This is a genomic window from Paenibacillus sp. V4I5 (genome assembly GCF_030817255.1).
Classification (GTDB): Bacteria; Bacillota; Bacilli; order Paenibacillales; family NBRC-103111; genus Paenibacillus_E.
In genome coordinates, this window is sequence record NZ_JAUSZB010000002.1 from 2,446,357 (window position 1) to 2,463,137 (window position 16,781).

14 protein-coding genes are annotated in these 16,781 nt (G+C 44.1%); 4 read left to right on the forward strand and 10 right to left on the reverse strand.

The window, feature by feature from the left end:
• Nucleotides 1-30 precede the first annotated feature (30 nt).
• From QFZ78_RS13015 to QFZ78_RS13035, 5 genes are all read right to left on the reverse strand, one after another.
• Nucleotides 31-1,335, reverse strand: a complete 1,305-nt coding sequence (locus QFZ78_RS13015; protein WP_307548046.1) for a family 4 glycosyl hydrolase — start codon at nt 1,333-1,335, stop codon at nt 31-33.
• A 26-nt stretch (nt 1,336-1,361) separates the two neighbouring features.
• The gene (locus QFZ78_RS13020; RefSeq protein ID WP_307548048.1) at nt 1,362-2,978 is read right to left on the reverse strand and encodes an alpha-amylase family protein; all 1,617 of its coding nucleotides are present in this window, start codon (nt 2,976-2,978) and stop codon (nt 1,362-1,364) included.
• Nucleotides 2,979-3,077: 99 nt separating this feature from the next.
• The gene (locus QFZ78_RS13025; RefSeq protein ID WP_307548050.1) at nt 3,078-4,613 is read right to left on the reverse strand and encodes an extracellular solute-binding protein; all 1,536 of its coding nucleotides are present in this window, start codon (nt 4,611-4,613) and stop codon (nt 3,078-3,080) included.
• Nucleotides 4,614-4,668: 55 nt separating this feature from the next.
• On the reverse strand, nt 4,669-5,529 hold the full coding sequence (locus QFZ78_RS13030) for a carbohydrate ABC transporter permease (RefSeq protein ID WP_307555654.1): 861 nt from the start codon (nt 5,527-5,529) through the stop codon (nt 4,669-4,671).
• 26 nt (nt 5,530-5,555) lie between these two features.
• Complete coding sequence (locus tag QFZ78_RS13035; RefSeq protein ID WP_307548052.1) at nt 5,556-6,503, reverse strand: ABC transporter permease; 948 nt, start codon at nt 6,501-6,503, stop codon at nt 5,556-5,558.
• A gap of 259 nt (nt 6,504-6,762) precedes the next feature.
• Here QFZ78_RS13035 and QFZ78_RS13040 point away from each other — a divergent pair, with 259 nt between their 5' ends.
• The 3 genes from QFZ78_RS13040 to QFZ78_RS13050 all read left to right on the forward strand — a co-directional run bounded on the left by QFZ78_RS13040 (nt 6,763) and on the right by QFZ78_RS13050 (nt 11,132).
• On the forward strand, nt 6,763-9,069 hold the full coding sequence (locus QFZ78_RS13040; RefSeq protein WP_307548054.1) for an AraC family transcriptional regulator: 2,307 nt from the start codon (nt 6,763-6,765) through the stop codon (nt 9,067-9,069).
• 726 nt (nt 9,070-9,795) lie between these two features.
• Entirely contained in the window at nt 9,796-10,506 is a 711-nt protein-coding gene (locus tag QFZ78_RS13045) for an IS6 family transposase (RefSeq protein WP_307548056.1), read from the forward strand.
• A 116-nt stretch (nt 10,507-10,622) separates the two neighbouring features.
• Nucleotides 10,623-11,132 (forward strand): hypothetical protein, encoded by a 510-nt coding sequence (locus QFZ78_RS13050; protein WP_307548057.1) that lies wholly within the window; start codon nt 10,623-10,625, stop codon nt 11,130-11,132.
• A 1,350-nt stretch (nt 11,133-12,482) separates the two neighbouring features.
• On the opposite strand, the gene QFZ78_RS13055 is transcribed toward QFZ78_RS13050, so the two are convergent.
• Nucleotides 12,483-12,668 carry a hypothetical protein gene (locus tag QFZ78_RS13055; RefSeq protein WP_307548058.1) on the reverse strand — a complete coding sequence of 62 codons (186 nt, stop codon included), beginning with the start codon at nt 12,666-12,668 and terminating at the stop codon, nt 12,483-12,485.
• Between the two features lie 34 nt (nt 12,669-12,702).
• Between QFZ78_RS13055 and QFZ78_RS38560 the strand changes: the two genes are divergently transcribed.
• On the forward strand, nt 12,703-12,861 hold the full coding sequence (locus QFZ78_RS38560; RefSeq protein WP_483874840.1) for an EAL domain-containing protein: 159 nt from the start codon (nt 12,703-12,705) through the stop codon (nt 12,859-12,861).
• Nucleotides 12,862-12,922: 61 nt separating this feature from the next.
• On the opposite strand, the gene QFZ78_RS13060 is transcribed toward QFZ78_RS38560, so the two are convergent.
• The 4 genes from QFZ78_RS13060 to QFZ78_RS13075 are packed head-to-tail and all read right to left on the reverse strand — an operon-like array spanning nt 12,923 to nt 16,626.
• Complete coding sequence (locus tag QFZ78_RS13060) at nt 12,923-13,630, reverse strand: FadR/GntR family transcriptional regulator (protein ID WP_307548060.1); 708 nt, start codon at nt 13,628-13,630, stop codon at nt 12,923-12,925.
• A 23-nt stretch (nt 13,631-13,653) separates the two neighbouring features.
• On the reverse strand, nt 13,654-14,394 hold the full coding sequence (locus tag QFZ78_RS13065) for a LutC/YkgG family protein (protein ID WP_307548062.1): 741 nt from the start codon (nt 14,392-14,394) through the stop codon (nt 13,654-13,656).
• The gene (locus QFZ78_RS13070) at nt 14,387-15,901 is read right to left on the reverse strand and encodes a LutB/LldF family L-lactate oxidation iron-sulfur protein (protein WP_307548064.1); all 1,515 of its coding nucleotides are present in this window, start codon (nt 15,899-15,901) and stop codon (nt 14,387-14,389) included. Before QFZ78_RS13070 ends, QFZ78_RS13065 begins: the two co-directional genes overlap by 8 nt.
• The gene (locus QFZ78_RS13075) at nt 15,898-16,626 is read right to left on the reverse strand and encodes a (Fe-S)-binding protein (RefSeq protein ID WP_307548066.1); all 729 of its coding nucleotides are present in this window, start codon (nt 16,624-16,626) and stop codon (nt 15,898-15,900) included. Before QFZ78_RS13075 ends, QFZ78_RS13070 begins: the two co-directional genes overlap by 4 nt.
• Between the last annotated feature and the right edge of the window lie 155 nt (nt 16,627-16,781).

Here is a 16,781-nt window from a genome sequence, read left to right on the forward strand (position 1 = left end):
ATTCGTTATCCCGATTGTAATTGCCTACATCTACTGGAATTGCGGCAGCATATCGGCATGAACGCTTAACATGCGATCAAGCGCGATATGCGCATTCTTCTTGTCCGTGATTGCAGGATCGAGATCCACGATCCGATGGGCAAGCGATGCATCCCCTTTGACAGCTGCTTCTGCTGTCAGCTCATGTACATCGGAGATTGTCTTGCATAGCTCTGCCAACACATGTGGAAATTCCGGCAATGCGATCGGTGTCCAGACGCCATCCGATATGGAGACGGGCACTTCAACGATTCTTTCATCAGGCAGTTGCCGAATTGCTCCACTGTTGCGAACATTCAAAATTTCCAAGCTTTGAGTATCCCCGTGATGCAAAACAAGCGCGAGGTCTACGGGGTGCTCCCAACTGCCATGTGTGAAAAGATCATCCCAATCCCGCTCTCCTTTCGCAATAGATTGAAGCTCTTCTAGTCTGCGCTTACGTTCTTCTTCTGAGCCGTGATATGGCGGTGTTGTCGTATAATGAATATCAGCCTGCTTGGGCAGATATTCCGCATGATGATCAACGGCCCCTGCTGCTATGGCTCCATAAATCTCAAGCCACCGTCGCATGACATGAAGCTCCCGATGTTTGCCCCCACTTTGTGCAGACCAATCCCCTTCTTGCAGATAACTCTTAAGTACGGGAAGAAGATCATCTCCTGTAAGTCTATCCTTTATCGCCAATACCCAGGCAAAGTGATTCAGACCTCCTGTAACAATCTCCACCTCCTCTGGCTCTCTCCCCAGTAATTGTGGGAGAAATGTGTAGCCATTCGCGCCTTGATAAGCAATGTTGCAGAATCCAGCAGCGCGTATAGAAGTATACCGATCAATCGCTGTGACGACTCTAGGCATGGGGTTTGTCACATCCAAGAGAATTGCTTCTGGGCAATGTTCCTCCATATCTCTGCAAATACCCATGATCATAGTAATGGAGCGAAAGGCGTTCATCAAGCCTCCTAGTCCACCACATTCCCGGGCCTGATCCCCCATACCTAATTCATTCAAGATTTCGTAATCCATTGTCCAGCGACGCGCTCCCTGCGGAGATGCGGATACAATAACGAAGTCTGCACCAGGAAGGGCTGAACTGCGATCGGTTACAGCGGTAATTTGGACGGGAACACCCATTTCGTTGGCAATTCGTCTTCCCGCTCCAGCCATTGCTTCAACAACCTCAGCATTTAAATCCACGAGAACCAATTCATCATTTGCTAGCTTATGCTTCACAATGATATCTTCAATAACGGTTGGCGCAAATACAAAGCTACCTCCACCAATTAATACGAATTTCATAGGTTACCTCCTTAAGGGTAGACATACTACAACCACCAGTGATTATCAGCAGGTTTGGTTCCTTCCATGGACGTCTGGTTCCACACAAACTCGGATTCTTTGCCATTCAGGAGCCATCGGCTTGGACAGGTGGTTTCCATCCAATCCAGTGGTTCCCCAGTTGGCAGCTGTTGAGACACTAAATCAAATGCTGCTCGCAATTCCGACTCTTGCTCCTTGGTCACGATGGCAGGGTCAACGGATACGAACAAAGGAGTCCCGCTTCCAGCAAGCAAATGCAACCAATTCTTATTTATTTCCCATGGAATTTGTTCGGTTATACCAATACAATCCGCATCATGACTGAAAAAGGTTCCATGTTGACCCATACGGAACGCTAGTGTATTGATCCCCATATAACGTGTACGTTCCCATGACTTTCCACTCGTATCATCTCCCGTTCGTTGGATATCGAACAAACCGGCCGAAAGATGACTAACCGTGTTGCATCCAATCAGCAAACTGCTCCCAGATGCTTCCGCAATCGTTCTATATAAATCAAGTGTGATTTCTGCTGTTGTTTTCGATTGGTCAAAGAAAGCATGGGATAGTCCGTTGGGATCCGATTTCATCTGAAATCCCCACTTCCCAAGCAGATCATAGGTACTGAAATCATGCTTAATCAGTTCAAAGCCCCAGCTTGAAATCTCCTGAATCGACTTCGAAATATGAGCGAGTACTTCAGGATGGCTCGGATCGAGAATCTTGTCATTGGGGTCAACCACATAACGAACCCACTCATCGGGAACTTCACCTGACCACATGAGAGGTCGGCACCAAATTCCCGGTCTAACACCGATTTCTTTCATTTCACGAGCCAAACCAGGCATATCCGGAAATAATGCGTTGCCTGTCCATGGACCACCTTTGCATGAACCATCCCCGCTAGCTAACTGCCAGCCGTCATCAATAACCATATATGGACGATTGTCCGGTGATGATGCCAGCGACGAAATAAATCGGGAGTCTGCCAATATTTGATCACGGGAACTCTTCCCATAAGCATAGTACCAATTATTCCCTCCGTATACAGGCTGGGACGGCAGAACAGGCTTCTCACACATCTGTTTACAAAATTTCTGAGATGCTGTGAACGCCGATTCGCCTTTGGAACCGGAGCGAGTGACAATCGTTGCCACTTCAAGCTGTCTTGCCCCGAGGTTAACGCCCCCAGCTCCATTACGAACATCAGCGGTAAACGTCAGTCCATCCTTATCTATCTGCCAGCTACAGAAAGCATTAGGACTCGTTCGAACCCCATAACCGTCTGTCACAACTCCGTTGTTCGTCAAAAAATACCATGGCATGATGCGTTCTGGGACAATGCCACGCCATTCCAAATCACCATAAGCGCGCTCCCAGTGATCGCCAAGTATCACATACTTCTCTTGCAAGCGAAAATTCCAGCGGAGCTTGACGAACTTAACAGCATCAACGGAAGACGCCAAAGTAACGACGAGTCCTTCTGATTTTGCACCCGTTTGCACCTCGATGTCAGCACTGCTCCATTTCCCTTTGGAACCATCCTGCAAGTTCAAGATTCTCCAGCCCTGCTCTGTCTCTACATGGATAGCAGTAGGATTTGTTATAATATCAATTGCCATATTTCCTGCACCTTCCTTTCTTCATGACAACGCCTATTTCTTGATTATATTAAATGAAAGAGTAATCCGCAGGAATCCTGCGGATTACGGATGTACGTTCTATTTCTGAGCCTCTTTCCAAGCAGTAAACTGTTTCTTATACTCAGCCACAACTTTATCAAGTCCTGCAGCCTTCACGCTTGCAATAGCCGCTGGAAAGTATTTATCGTAGTCTTGATACCCCATCTTGATTGGGAAAATCTTAGCTTTAATTTCCGACAAAACGTTTGCATATTCCACTGCAATCGGTTCGGTGTTGAGATGGAAGCCTAACACAGGAGAGAATTCAACTTTACTTTTCGTCTCGTTGATTTGTAAATCAACCGTCTCATCCGGTGTATTCACGTTAAACAACATATAATTGATGTTACCGATCATCCAGGAAGGGAAACTATATGCAACTTCATTTTCTTTTTTGATAGATTCCGCTTTACGCTCACCGACAGGTTTATAGTGTACGCCTTGTTCGCCATTAATGAACAGATTATGGTTATCCTTATTGGCATACAACCAATTTAAGAATTTAATCGTTGCCTCTGGGTGCTTGGAGGTTGCAGGAATAGCGTTCGCATTCCCAAATGCCAAGAACTGCAGCAATGACTTCTCTTTAGCCAGATATCCTTCCTTGAGGACGGCAGTCGGATTGTTTTTCGCAGAAGATGTTGTGTATGCCCATGATCCAAACGTGCTGTAAAGGAAATCACCGTAAGACATGGCTTTATCGCGCTCTTCTTTCTTTAATGTCAGAATATCAGGGTTAATTAGTGATTTCTCATATAACTGACGGAAGACCTTGGCATCTTTCTTGAATTCATCACTTTCCAACCACGAGCTTACTTGTCCGGCTTGATCCACTTTAATAATTTGCTCACGATAGTCGACATAGAATGGCCAAGTATCATACGTACGGTGTAAGAATACTGGCGTTCCGTCTGTTTCCGTTTGAACATATAACTTCTTCCCAGCCACAGCTTGCATTTTTTCAGCTGTTGTCACGAACTCTTCCGCCGTTTTCGGGAAGGAGAGTCCCGTTTTATCTAATAAATCTTGACGATAACCTAGTGTACCTAATTCACCACTGCTTAAGGTTTCATGACGCCATACGGCTGGAATGGCATAGATCTTACCACTCACTTTAGCGCCTTTCCATGCATATTCAGGAATGATTTTCTTAATATTGGGTCCATATTTATCAATAAGTGCGTCCAACGGTTGAAGTGCTCCGCGACCGACGTAAGCAGCGGTTGGCACGGATCCGTTCTCCATAACATGAAGCATTTCAAATTCTTCGCCTGTGCTCAGCATCAAATTCGTTTTCTGATCCCAAGCATCCCACGGGATAAATTTCAATTCCAGCTTCACTTTGACCCCGTCAGCAAGTAATTTCTCATTCACTTTTTTCACAACTTCATCCGTAAAAGGTGCCGCAATGCCTGGGATCACATAACGTACCGGCAGGATTTCATCCGATTCCGCTTGTGCTTGCTTGCCATCAGAACTCTTATCGCTGGATGATTGACTGCAAGCTGCTAATAAGGCTACGAACATGAGGACTACTAAACTCATAGCGGTGAAACGTTTTTTGGTCTTATTCATTTTCAAACCCCTCTCACTTGATTCATTTTATATATACAGCTTTGCAGCGGTATAACTAACCTTTGACTGCTCCAACAATAAGCCCCTTTATAATGAATCGCTGCAAAAATGGATAGAGCAGCACAATGGGGCCGATCGTTATTATCGCCACAGCCATTTTGAAAGATTCCGAAGGTAACGTGATATTGGACGCAGCTGCTCCTTGCATCTGGTTCACCATGCTGATTTCGGATTGAAGTTTATAGAGCAAATACTGAAGTGGGTATAAGCTTTGCTTGTCGACCAGCATAATCGCGTTAAACCAGTTATTCCAATAACCGAGCCCATAAAATAGCGCCACTGTTGCCAGAACCGGCAGAGACAGTGGAAATACGATTCGAAAAGCGATGTAAGCATCACTCGCTCCGTCCATTCTAGCCGATTCAAATAACTCCTCTGGCAATTCCTGCATAAAATTGCGGACGAGAAACAAATTAAACGGACTAAATAATAAAGTCGGAACAATAAGCGCCATGATATTATTTTTAAAGCCAAGGAAATCATTGATCATATACCATGGCACCAAACCTGTGTTGAATAACATAGTAAAGAAGAAAAAGAAGGCAAGTTTATTGCGGTAACGGACCTGTTTATTGGCTAACGTGTAGCCTGCCATACCAGTAATTAAGACAGCTGCAGCCGTACCGACCAGGGTAACTCCAAAAGAAACCGTATAGCTTTGAAGTAGTTGATGATTCCCTGTAAACAACGATTTATAAGCGCTTATTGAAAAGCTGTCGGGCCAAAAGCTGTATCCCTTATTCCGAATAGATTCTTCATCAGAGAGGGACACAATGAGCACTAGCACAGTGGGCAGTGTGCAAATTAAGGCAAATACGGAAACGAGTAACGTATTGATACTTTGAAATACATCCACTTTTTTCAATTATTTCGACTCTCCCATCAGAAAATCACGCTGTCTTTACTTGATTTCTTCACTAGCCAGTTGGCAACCAGGACAAGTACAAAACCCACAATTGATTGATACATCCCGATGGCCATGGCAATTGCAGGGTTACCGGAAGTGCGGAGCGTTCGGAACGTATACGTATCGATAACGTCCGTTGTCGGATATAACAATCCATTGTCACCGATAATGGCATAAATCATGCCGAAATCCGAATAGAATATTTTCCCAATGGCAAGAAGCGTTAGAATGGAAACGGTAGGCATTAACAATGGGATCGTAATGTTCTTAATTTGCTGCCATCTGTTCGCCCCATCAATCTTTGCTGCTTCATATAAGGATTCATCTATAGAAGCAATTGCTGCCAAATAAATAACAGCCGACATGCCCGTTTCTTTCCATACGCTAAGTCCAACTAGGATCCATGTCCACGGCTTTGCTTCCGAATACCAGTTATGAGGATCGAATCCTACCCATTTGAAAATATGGTTAATAAATCCGTACTCTGTTGAAAAAAGACTATAAACAATATAGCTAACAATAATCCACGATAAAAAGTGTGGGAAGAGCAGTGTCGATTGTGAAACTCTTTTAAAGGTACGCGAGCGAAGCTCATTTAACAAAATCGACATGATCAAGGCAACCAATGTTCCAAAGATAATCGATAGAAAATTTAATTTTAGCGTATTCCATGTAACCAGTGCAGCCGATGTTGAATTGAAGAAGAACTCAAAATTTTTGAAACCTACCCACTCACTTCTGAATATTCCCTTGGTGTAATTAAATTTCTGGAAAGCAATCAGCATATAAGGAAGCGTCATATAACCGTAAAAAAACGTATACAGCATGGCCGGAAATATCAGTACATATGCGATCGGATTTTTCCTGATATCGGTTATAAATGAATATTTTCGAACAACTCTTGCCTTTGTTAAAGCCATCATCCTTCCTCCTCCTTCGCCTATTCGTGTTGGTGTTTGATAGCTTTACTATGCATGGGGAGTAGGCAGCTTGTATACTCAAATTCTTTAAAACCCCTTTAAAATCAGGGCTTTTAATGACTTTAATTTAGAGATATGACTTCAATTATTGCTAATGGAGGCATTTGACATTGCATAAAATTTAACTGTATTTTATAGTTCTAGAAGAATACTTTCAGGAAGTATCAATGAGGGGAATTTTGCAACGATGGAGGTGAATCGGTTGAAATGGAAACAATGGTTCGTTTACTCGGCATACCGAAAAATGTGGATATATTTTGTTCTGCTTGTCGCTTTGACCGTCATGACTGTCAGCTCTACCCTCTATTTGTTCTACGCAAATCAAACGGAAAAAACGATCGGTAAAAACCTCATCTCCATGCTTCAACAAACATCCTATACGTCCAATATCGTTCATCAACAAATTATTACGGTGGGGACCCAACTTCAAAATAACAACCGGATCATTACTGTGTTAATGAATCGCACCTCTGACAAGCTTCAAGATCGTGAAGCCATGGATATTTTGACAGAGGTCCAATCTACCTATCCGTTCATTAAGGATATTGGTATCTATAACGATTATACGAAGAGGTTTTTAACGACCAGAGGTACCCCATACGAGCTAAATGATGTAGAGAAGAACAAAATTTTAGCAACGCCTCATTCGCAATATATCGATTTATTTGCCCAAAAGCTTGAACCTTTATTCCCCTCATCGTCCTTGACACCAATCAATGTTCTTACTTTCATACTCCGACCGAACTATGCGCTTTCTTCTATGAATAGAGGGGCCATTCTAATCAACATAGATGAACAATACATCATGCAAACTATGCAATCTATCTCGAGTGCTAGTGAGGATTCATTTGTCATCGATGCGAGTGGGCTTGTCTTATCTCATACAGACCCTTCTCAGTTCATGAAGAACTTTAATGAAATCTCATACATCCATGAAATATTAGAGTCTTCAAGCAAATCTCATTATTTCAAAGTAATGCTGAATGGACAACAACAGCTCGTCACTTACGTCAAGTCAGATCAGCTTGGCTGGTTTTTTATCTCTATAAAGCCTTTCGCAATGCTCATCTCAGATATCTCTGTTCTACGCTCCTTTACTTGGATCATTGTCTTAGCAATCATCTTGCTAGGGGTAGTAACGGCTTACTTTGCAACAAATAAGCTCTACTACCCGTTAGGCAATCTTATTCATAAAGTTCAGGGGATGACCGGAGATCAGGGATCAGGAGCCAAGAAAAGCCAGAACGAATTCGCTTTACTATCAGAAGCATTCTCCAATGTCATCAATCAAGCGCAAACTGGTGTCATTGAAAAGCAATGGTCATTACCTGTATTGAAAAAAACGTATCTTCAACATTTATTAAGAGGAACGCAGCATGATCTTTCAGCCGCTCATATTATGCAATCCGATATGAGTGAGCATTTTGCAAATTCGTACTATACGGTTATTTTGGCTCAAATTGATCATTATGCTGAGTTTGAGCAGGTTCATAATCAGATGATGCAGGGGTTGCTTCGCTTTTCAGTGAGCAATATCAGCAATGAACTGTTAGACAAACATGTTCGTAACGAACATATCGTGGTTGATGAACAAACCGTTGCCATTTTGTTATTCCTTAAATCGCCATCTATCTCTTCTCATATTTTGCTGACGCTCGCTGATATTCAAGAAAGCATTCATAAGCTGTTCCATTTCACAGTCACATTCAGTATTGGTCATGTTGTTACGGAGCAAAATGAGATCCAGCATTCATTCAAAATAGCACAAGACTATGCTAAATATCGTTTTTTCTATGGTCACCGTTCCATTATTCATGCAGATATGGTGAAGGATCTATCCCCTAAGGCTAATTCCTATCCCATTGAGGCTGAGAAAAAACTGTGTGAAGCGTTACGTTTGAACCATGGCGGCAAGGTCGATCAATCTCTCGCCTTGTTCATTAAGGAGCTATATGGGCTGAGTTATTATCAGGCAATTTCATGCGCAAATCAGTTATTAAGTACGCTATTGAGAGATTTTGGCAGTAATCTCCCGATCATGCATGACTATTCGAAAGAGTATTTCGAAGTTGTAAATAAACTACAGATCCAAGAAACTCTGAGAGAGGTTCATGAATTACTTCAAGAATTTTGCCAGCTAATACGCCAACTAATGGAAAATAAACAAGCAACCAAAACAGATACGTTACTGGCCTACGTGTGTGGGTATTTACAGGAGCATTACCACGAGTTCGATTTAGGCATTGAAGCCATTGCAGACAGTGTACAGCTATCTCCGGGTTATTTAGGTAAACTGTTCCGGAACCATACTCAGTTGTCCTTTAATGATTACCTGAAAAATATTCGGCTTGAGGAAGCGAAGAAATTGCTGATCTCAACAGATGACGGGATCTCCTCGATTAGCGAAAAAGTTGGTATCATTAACACAACCTATTTCTTTACGCTTTTCAAGAAAGCTTATGGCATTTCCCCTGCTCAATATCGTGATCAGCACGCAAAGAAGGATTAATTTTCACATGCTGTTATAAAAGACTAAAGTCATGGATTGTTGTTGTCGCAGCATTTCATTAAGCCGCTCAGTTTGATGCCTTCATTATACAGATAAAAGAAAGACCGGCCTCCACCCCTTGGATAGGTGTGACGGAGGAATGAGAGGGCTTAGACCCGTTGAGATATGGGAGCGAAAACCTCCAAGGGCGGCGTGGAGAATGCGTGCAGTAGATGGAATAAATTGGGGCAGCTATCTCCCCCTCTATTCACGCATGCCTTCATGTTGCCGAAGTCAATCTAAACGGCCCCTTTTATTCTAGAGTCCTCCCACAATGGGATGAAATCCTGCGAATAAGTGAGTATTCGTGAGAAAATTGAATCGTACCGAGGGAGCTCAATAACGGACTAAATGATCTTCATCATTTTACTTACAGAATAGCTCCCGTCGGGAATGGGATAAAGTTCTTGTCAATTGGAAGTGACAAGAACTTTATCCCATAACACAAAAAAACCGCGGTTTGCGCGGCAATTAATGAGATAATATTCTTGTCACCCGACATTTTTTTATTAGTATATTGTTACACATTATAGAATGTGTTTTTTCGATCGATAAATAATATGTTCTCCTAACACATAACAGCTGTACGAGCTCACCTTCGCATTCCTGTACTTATCCAGGTTCTGGTGCAAAGTTCTAATCCATGATAGCATTATTGAAATGAATTCATGGGATGGGGCAATTACGTTGGAAACGGAATTAGATTTGTTTAAGTGGAAGCAGTATGAATCTCAAGTTATCTTGCTAACAGTAAGATGGTATTTGAAATATAGCCTAAGTTATCGTGATCTAGTGGAGATGATGGAAGAACGAGGTCTTGGGATGACTCATACAACCATCATGCGATGGGTTCATGAGTTTGGGCCAGAATTAGACAAGCGAATTCGTCCCTATTTAAAGTCGACAAATGATTCCTTCCGGACTGATGAAACCTATATTAAAGTCAAAGGGCAGTGGAAATATCTTTACAGAGCAGTAGATTCAAAAGGAAACACGATTGATTTCATGTTGTCTGAAAATCGAGACGCTCTCGCTACCAAACGATTTTTCAAGAAAGCATTGACTTCAACACACAATCAATCGCCTCGCGTGATCACTGTCGATAAAAACCCAGCTTACCCTATCGCAGTTCAGCAATTAAAGGACGAGAAGGCTATGAAACAAGAAACATTACTACGGCAAAAGAAATATCTTAACAATATTATTGAACAAGATCATCGGTTTATAAAGAAAATCATAAAACCAATGCTGGGATTCAAGTCGTTTGAAACTGCAGAATATACAATTGCAGGAATCGAAGTCATGCATATGCTAAGGAAAGGGCAGGTCGAATGCGTTCATTCGTTTGTCCTTTCTTCAGTTGAATTAATTAACAAATTGTTTGGTTTGACAGCATAATCAAACAACGAAATCGCGGATATCTTTGATCAATTTTAATTGTTGCACCAAAACCATACTAACTAATGAGTCTCCATCCCATCAAGTGAATAAATTGTAAAATCGAGGTTCAAATCATGGCTCTACCGATCACCATCATGATAATCCTTAGTTTGGGAGGATTGTCCACACTATTTCTTCTTCGAAAAATCTTCTATACGATTGAAATCATTTCTTATTTCTTGGGCATATCCATCCCAATTCAAATGGTTTATACGGCGATTACATTTAATTCCGAAATGATTAAAATTACGGAAAATGTTTCCGTGTATTGGTTTTTAAATATGAGCACGATCATTTTTGTACCTTGCGTTACACTATGGCTGTTCTATTTGTATTTCTGCCAAACCGCAAATTTTTTCGGAAAAGCATCGCTGACAATAGGCTGGCTATTGAGTATGTTTGGTATGGAACTGCTGTTTCAAAGCTTCGGCTTCTTTACGTTTAAGTGCTGGAATATCGGCTACTCGTTTTTTGAATGGCTCTTCGTGCTTATAGTGTCGGGCTCCTTTATTCTATGGTTCCGGAAGTTGCTAAGAAAGCAGGCTTTTTTACGATCATCTACCCGCCTGAACGATTCGACCTGAATGAATGGTTTCTCATTTTTTCTGTGACCGTAAATATCGTTATCGCTCTACTGTTGCCAAAACGTTTTTCTCCTGCACTGACAACATTAATCTTGCTTCTTAACCTCTATCTTGGGCAAGTGTGCGACTTATTGATTGGGATATCGCCATTCGACCTTTACGATGAAAATGACAGTCCAAAATATGAATTCTTTGACGCGGTGCTTCATTTCTTTTGCTATCCGCCGGTAATGTATATTATGTTGCACTTTTATGACAGATGGAAATTGAAAGGAATTCGCCTTATCCTTTATATTGGGGGATTTGCACTTTTGATACTTGGACTGGAATGGCTCGCTAGTTTGGCACATGTTTTTAAGTACAAAGGCTGGCATCTTAGTTATTCGTTTTTCGTGTACATTGGAGTAATTACTTTAAACATTTTCTTTTTTCATCTGTCACAAAATTTGCTTCAGCGCAAAAATTGCTAAACGAAATCGACACAATGAAAAAGTGAAGCTTGCAAAGGGGATCGCCGGTAGTCTATCACCTTCCATGAGAGAATCTGGTTCTTGCCTTCATTTGAAACGGGGATCAAGACCACTCATTATAATTGGCTATGACACATCAGCATCTTTTCCTTAGATAGACAAAAGAAGCCTAAGTTGCATTTTATGCATTGATCTGGGCTTCTTTTGTTTATTTTTATTTTTCAACTTATTAAGAATGCATACAAATGCGTAATTATTCATTTCTCATCAATTCTGAAATTCCAGTCTCAACAACTTTGGAAATATTCTCAATAATTATGACGCCATACAAAAGCGCAATTCCTCAGCTTTCTGTCTCAAACTTTTCGATCACCGTCTCAATCTGAATGAACATATCTCAAACTTTGTGATAACCTACAAATGCACAGCTTTTTACAAATGTATATTTATGCATTTATTTGTATGTTGTAGTTTTTGAAACAAAAACTACAACATACTTTGAAACATTTGTTGTTTCAGAATTTGTTAGAATTAAGTGAACAGCGCTGCGAAATTGATGGTTTGTTGCAGAATTCATTAGAAAAAAATATTGCTCTTTTACAATGCCATGCATAATTATACACATCCAAAATTGTTCAGAAAACCCTTCAATTACAATACTTCACTCTCAACCATGAATTCGATATAAGCTCTCGGTTTGCAGGGGATTCTAATTCCCAGCAGTTGATCCTTTGGCTTCCACGCAGCGTGAACCCACCCGTTACTCTTAGAGATATTGACTCTTGAACTTAGATATGAATTATTCATCTAACTCTTCCTGCAATTGAATCGTAAAAATCACAAGCGCTTCGTTCAGTTGTCCAAAGTCTATCATTCTTTCCTACCCCTCATAGAGGACGAGTTCTATCCACTTGCTCATACCGGCCTCGCCGAATCGGAAGCTCACTGGATGATTTCCGAATACCGCCTCCGGCACTTGAACATTCAACCGGATTCGTTCTGATTTCCCGAGAAAAAAGCTTCCGGGACCGGCAACTTCCGGCAAGCCATCGAATACTTCTCTCATTGAGGGAATTATTGAAATAGCACGCAGCTTAAAGCTGGATATTATTGCTGAGGGCGTTGAAACAAAGGCACAATTTGATTTTCTAAAAAGTCACGGCTGTGACCAGGTACAAGGTTACTTATTGGCTGGGCCTTTATCAGCCGATCAGTTTGAACGCAATCATGTGCTCCGATTGCGTGCTGCTGGAAGCTAGCCAAATTGGGAAATGCGAAAACGACCGATCTCCTTTGGGAATGGCCGTTTTTTTTCGCATTTTATATATATTTGATTAAAATACTTTCCACATGCTCCAAATGCACTCGCATCGCTTGAGAGGCTAGCTCAGGATCTCCGCTGTGAATCGCTTCATAGATAACTTTATGTTCCTTCAAAAGCTGAACAGCCACTTCCTGATTCGCATACAGCTCCGCACGACGAATGTCGCGAATCATCATTTCCATCGCGTTGCGGATCGAATCGCACGTCTGCATCATGATTGCGTTATGCGTCGCTTGCACAAGCAGCTCGTGGAAGACAAGATCGGTTCGTTCACCCTCTGTATCATCGTTGATCGAGTTCTCCATATCCTGCATGATGAGCTGCAGTTGTGCGAGATCCTCGGGCGTTCTCTTCCGCGCAGCAATGGCTGCGATCGAGATCTCCAACGATTGTCTCACTTCCATGAGCTCGAGGAGCGTCGTCCGATTCATGCGAAGTGACGTCCACTCGGGCAGTGACACCTCGGCAGGCGCTTGCCGAATCACGCGACACGCGCCGCCTTGGCGAATCTCGATAAGACCCATCGCCTTTAAGGCGCTGAGAGCCTCCCTCATCGTGGAACGACCGACGCCGAAACGCTCGGACAGCTCTTTCGTGGAAGGCAGCTTATCGCCCATTTTCAACTGGCCATGTACAATCATATCTTTGATCTGCTGGGCAATCTCATCATAGTGATTCTGTTTGTGCAGCTTCGTAACTTCCATAGGGGTACCTCTTCTATCAGGTTCTATCCGATAAGTAGCACGTGAACAATCCCTGGACCATGCACACCGATCGTCAAATCATTCTCAATGTCCGCCGAACGGCTGGGCCCTGAGATGAAGTGGATGCCGGCAGGCAGGTCTTTCCTTGCTATCTGATCGAATGGGGTGAGAATTTCGCCTAGTCTCGTTTTCAAGCGTTCAATCGGCAGCAGGACGATCAATGCCGTAGGCAGCAGGCTGACCGAACGGCCTTTTTCTTTCGATGATAACACACTTAGCGATCCCGTGTAAGCCGCCGCATGGTCAGCAAGGACGATACCCAGATCGGCATTCGCTGCGCTGGCCTTCCAGTTGGTTTCTTCATCGGTATTCCATACCGCTAGGTCGACTTCTGGGAGAGCATCGGCTAGTTCCAGCGCATGTAACTCCGCTTGATTCTGGTGGATCACACGTCTGACACTTAGCGTGCCCACGAGTTCTTGGATGGTTGCTTTCGCCGCCTCCATCGAAGGGACTCTGACAACATGCCCGCCTGCGGCATGGAAGTTGGCCGTGAAGTTCTCGATGCGCTCCGCGGGTGACCAGTCAAAAGTTTTCCAGCTATCCGATGCCCCTTGGAAAGGATGTGCAGGCTTCTCTGTTACCCGTGCACGCCCCAGTTTCTGGGCGATGCCTTGGATGAATCGTTCTTGCTCAGCCAGGGATTGCTGATCCAGCTTATTTAACTTCGCCTGCCAGTCTGGCGTAATGTCTCGTCTAGCCATGATGCTGTCCTCCCTTTTTGCCCCGAGCGGCTAGTGCGTCCGCCATTCTTGCTTGGATAGCAGGATCAGCCTCCGTAAGCCCATGACGAATCTCTTGCTCGAGTGTTTTCCAGCCGTCGCGGAAGGATGCCTTCGGAAGGCTCGGCGTTACGCGATAGGAGTTCCACCCTTTGAGCGGACCGACCTTCAGACGAATGCCCCCTTCACGGACGACCAGCTTTTGGCCGATTCTGCCCAGCTTGAGTACGGCGTTGAGACGCTTGGCATTGCCCATCACCGCAGCAAAGCCCTTCATACCCGCTGCCTCGATCTTGTCAACATGGCCCGCTTCCACCTTGCGCCTGCGCAGTGACACCAGCATGTCATGCAGTGGAATCTTCACCGGGCATGCTTCATAGCAGGCTCCGCAAAGACTTGAAGCATTGGCGATGTCATCCCATTCCGCCACGTTTTTCTTGAGCGCTGGTGTGAGCACCGCTCCGATAGGGCCGCTGTATGTGCCGCCGTAGGCATGACCGCCGATATGGCGGTACACCGGACACGCGTTCAAACATGCGCCGCAACGGATACAGTTGAGCAACTCTTGGAACTCCGGGTCTCCGAGCTGCTGCGAGCGCCCGTTGTCTACGATGATGATGTGCATCTCTTCCGGCCCATCAGCGTCCAAATCTCTTCTCGGACCTGTGATGCCTGACATGTAGACGGTCAGTTTTTGTCCCGTTGCTGAGCGCGGAAGTAGTGTCGCCATGACCTCGAGGTCAGCCCACGTAGGGATAATGCGCTCCATCCCCATGAGCGTGATTTGTGTCTTGGGCACCGTTGTGACCATGCGGGCGTTGCCTTCATTTTCGAACAAGACCATCGATCCGCTCTCCGCAATGGCAAAATTGCAGCCCGTCATCCCAATATCCGCTTCCAGGAATTTCTCTCTTAATTTCTTGCGAACATAGCCAGCCAGAATCGTCGTATCCGGGGCCAACGTCTCCCCAGCATCCTTCGATAATAGCTCAGCGATTTGATATCTATTTTTATGAATAGCTGGAATGATAATATGGGATGGTGTTTCGTCCGCTAACTGAATGATGTACTCGCCTAGATCTGTTTCTATTGCTTCGACGCCGATGGAAGCCAGCGCTTTGTTCAAATGCAGCTCCTCCGTCACCATCGACTTGGATTTGACGACCGATTTGGCTTGTTTGGCTGCTGTGATTTCCAAGGAGATTTTGACCGCCTCAACATCCGTATCCGCAAAATGCACATGAACTCCATTCGCTCTCGCATTGTTCGCAAACGTCGTTAAGTAATAATCCAGATGCGCGATCGTATGCAGACGAATCTGTCTGCCGCGTTCCCGCCAATCGTCCCAGCTCCCATGATCGGCAGCTGCCTTCAACTTGCCGTCGCGCAGGCGCTCGGTCGTAAACTTAACCGCTTTGCGCAGAAACTCATCATTGAGCGCGATATCTGCCCGTTCCTTAACCGTTGACTTCCCCATCGCTTGACTCATGCGCGCTTCATCCCTTCATACAGCAGCTCAGCTAGATGCATAACTCGCACCGGCTCGTTTCGATAGCGCAAATTTCCCGCAATATTCATCAGGCAAGCCAAGTCCAGTCCGACCAGCACCTCGGCCTCGGTTTCCTTCACATGATCAACTTTCTCCTGCACCATTGCCCCGGAAATATCGGCCATTTTCACCGAGAACGTTCCTCCAAATCCACAGCAATCATAGGCGAAAGGCAGCGGCACCAGCTCCAGATCTTTTACACTTTGCAAAAGGGCGAGCGGCTCCTTCTTGACGCCTAGCAGCCTGCTTCCGTGACAGGAAGGGTGGTACGTCACTTTATGTGGGAAAACAGCACCCAAGTCCGTGATATTAAGAACACTTACAAGGAACTGTGTGAATTCATAGGTCTTATTCTGAAGCTGTATGGCCTTCTCCAGCCACTCCGGCTCATCCTTAAATAGATTCGCGTAGTGATGAATCATAAACGTGCAAGAGCCCGAAGGCGAAATCACAAAATCGCTATCTTCAAATGCGGTAAGTAGCGTCTTCGCTGTTGTTCGCGCCTCATCCCAGTAGCCGCTGTTGTATGCAGGCTGACCGCAGCAGGTTTGTACAGTCGGTAATTCTAGCAGAACTCCATAATGCCCGAGTAGTCTTGCAATCGCTTCGCCGACCTTGGGATATAATGCATCACTTAGACACGTAATAAATAAGGAAACCTTCATGAGAAGCCCCACTTTCTATCGTTAACTTATCAGGTTATCAGACATGTTGAGTTTAACACAAACCCCCTTGTCTTGAGAAGGGGCATATGGTGGGAATTGCATCATTTTTTTGTGGACAGTCCGGGTATCGCTGCGTCCCAGTTAAGTAAATCCCA

Bases quoted from the DNA above. Each gene is read 5' to 3' on its own strand.
- QFZ78_RS13015 (WP_307548046.1), bottom strand. From the start codon at position 1,335: ATGAAATTCGTATTAATTGGTGGAGGTAGCTTTGTATTTGCGCCAACC.
- QFZ78_RS13020 (WP_307548048.1), bottom strand. From the start codon at position 2,978: ATGGCAATTGATATTATAACAAATCCTACTGCTATCCATGTAGAGACA.
- QFZ78_RS13025 (WP_307548050.1), bottom strand. From the start codon at position 4,613: ATGAATAAGACCAAAAAACGTTTCACCGCTATGAGTTTAGTAGTCCTC.
- QFZ78_RS13035 (WP_307548052.1), bottom strand. From the start codon at position 6,503: ATGATGGCTTTAACAAAGGCAAGAGTTGTTCGAAAATATTCATTTATA.
- QFZ78_RS13050 (WP_307548057.1), top strand. From the start codon at position 10,623: ATGGCTCTACCGATCACCATCATGATAATCCTTAGTTTGGGAGGATTG.
- QFZ78_RS13055 (WP_307548058.1), bottom strand. From the start codon at position 12,668: ATGAGAGAAGTATTCGATGGCTTGCCGGAAGTTGCCGGTCCCGGAAGC.
- QFZ78_RS13060 (WP_307548060.1), bottom strand. From the start codon at position 13,630: ATGGAAGTTACGAAGCTGCACAAACAGAATCACTATGATGAGATTGCC.
- QFZ78_RS13065 (WP_307548062.1), bottom strand. From the start codon at position 14,394: ATGGCTAGACGAGACATTACGCCAGACTGGCAGGCGAAGTTAAATAAG.
- QFZ78_RS13070 (WP_307548064.1), bottom strand. From the start codon at position 15,901: ATGAGTCAAGCGATGGGGAAGTCAACGGTTAAGGAACGGGCAGATATC.
- QFZ78_RS13075 (WP_307548066.1), bottom strand. From the start codon at position 16,626: ATGAAGGTTTCCTTATTTATTACGTGTCTAAGTGATGCATTATATCCC.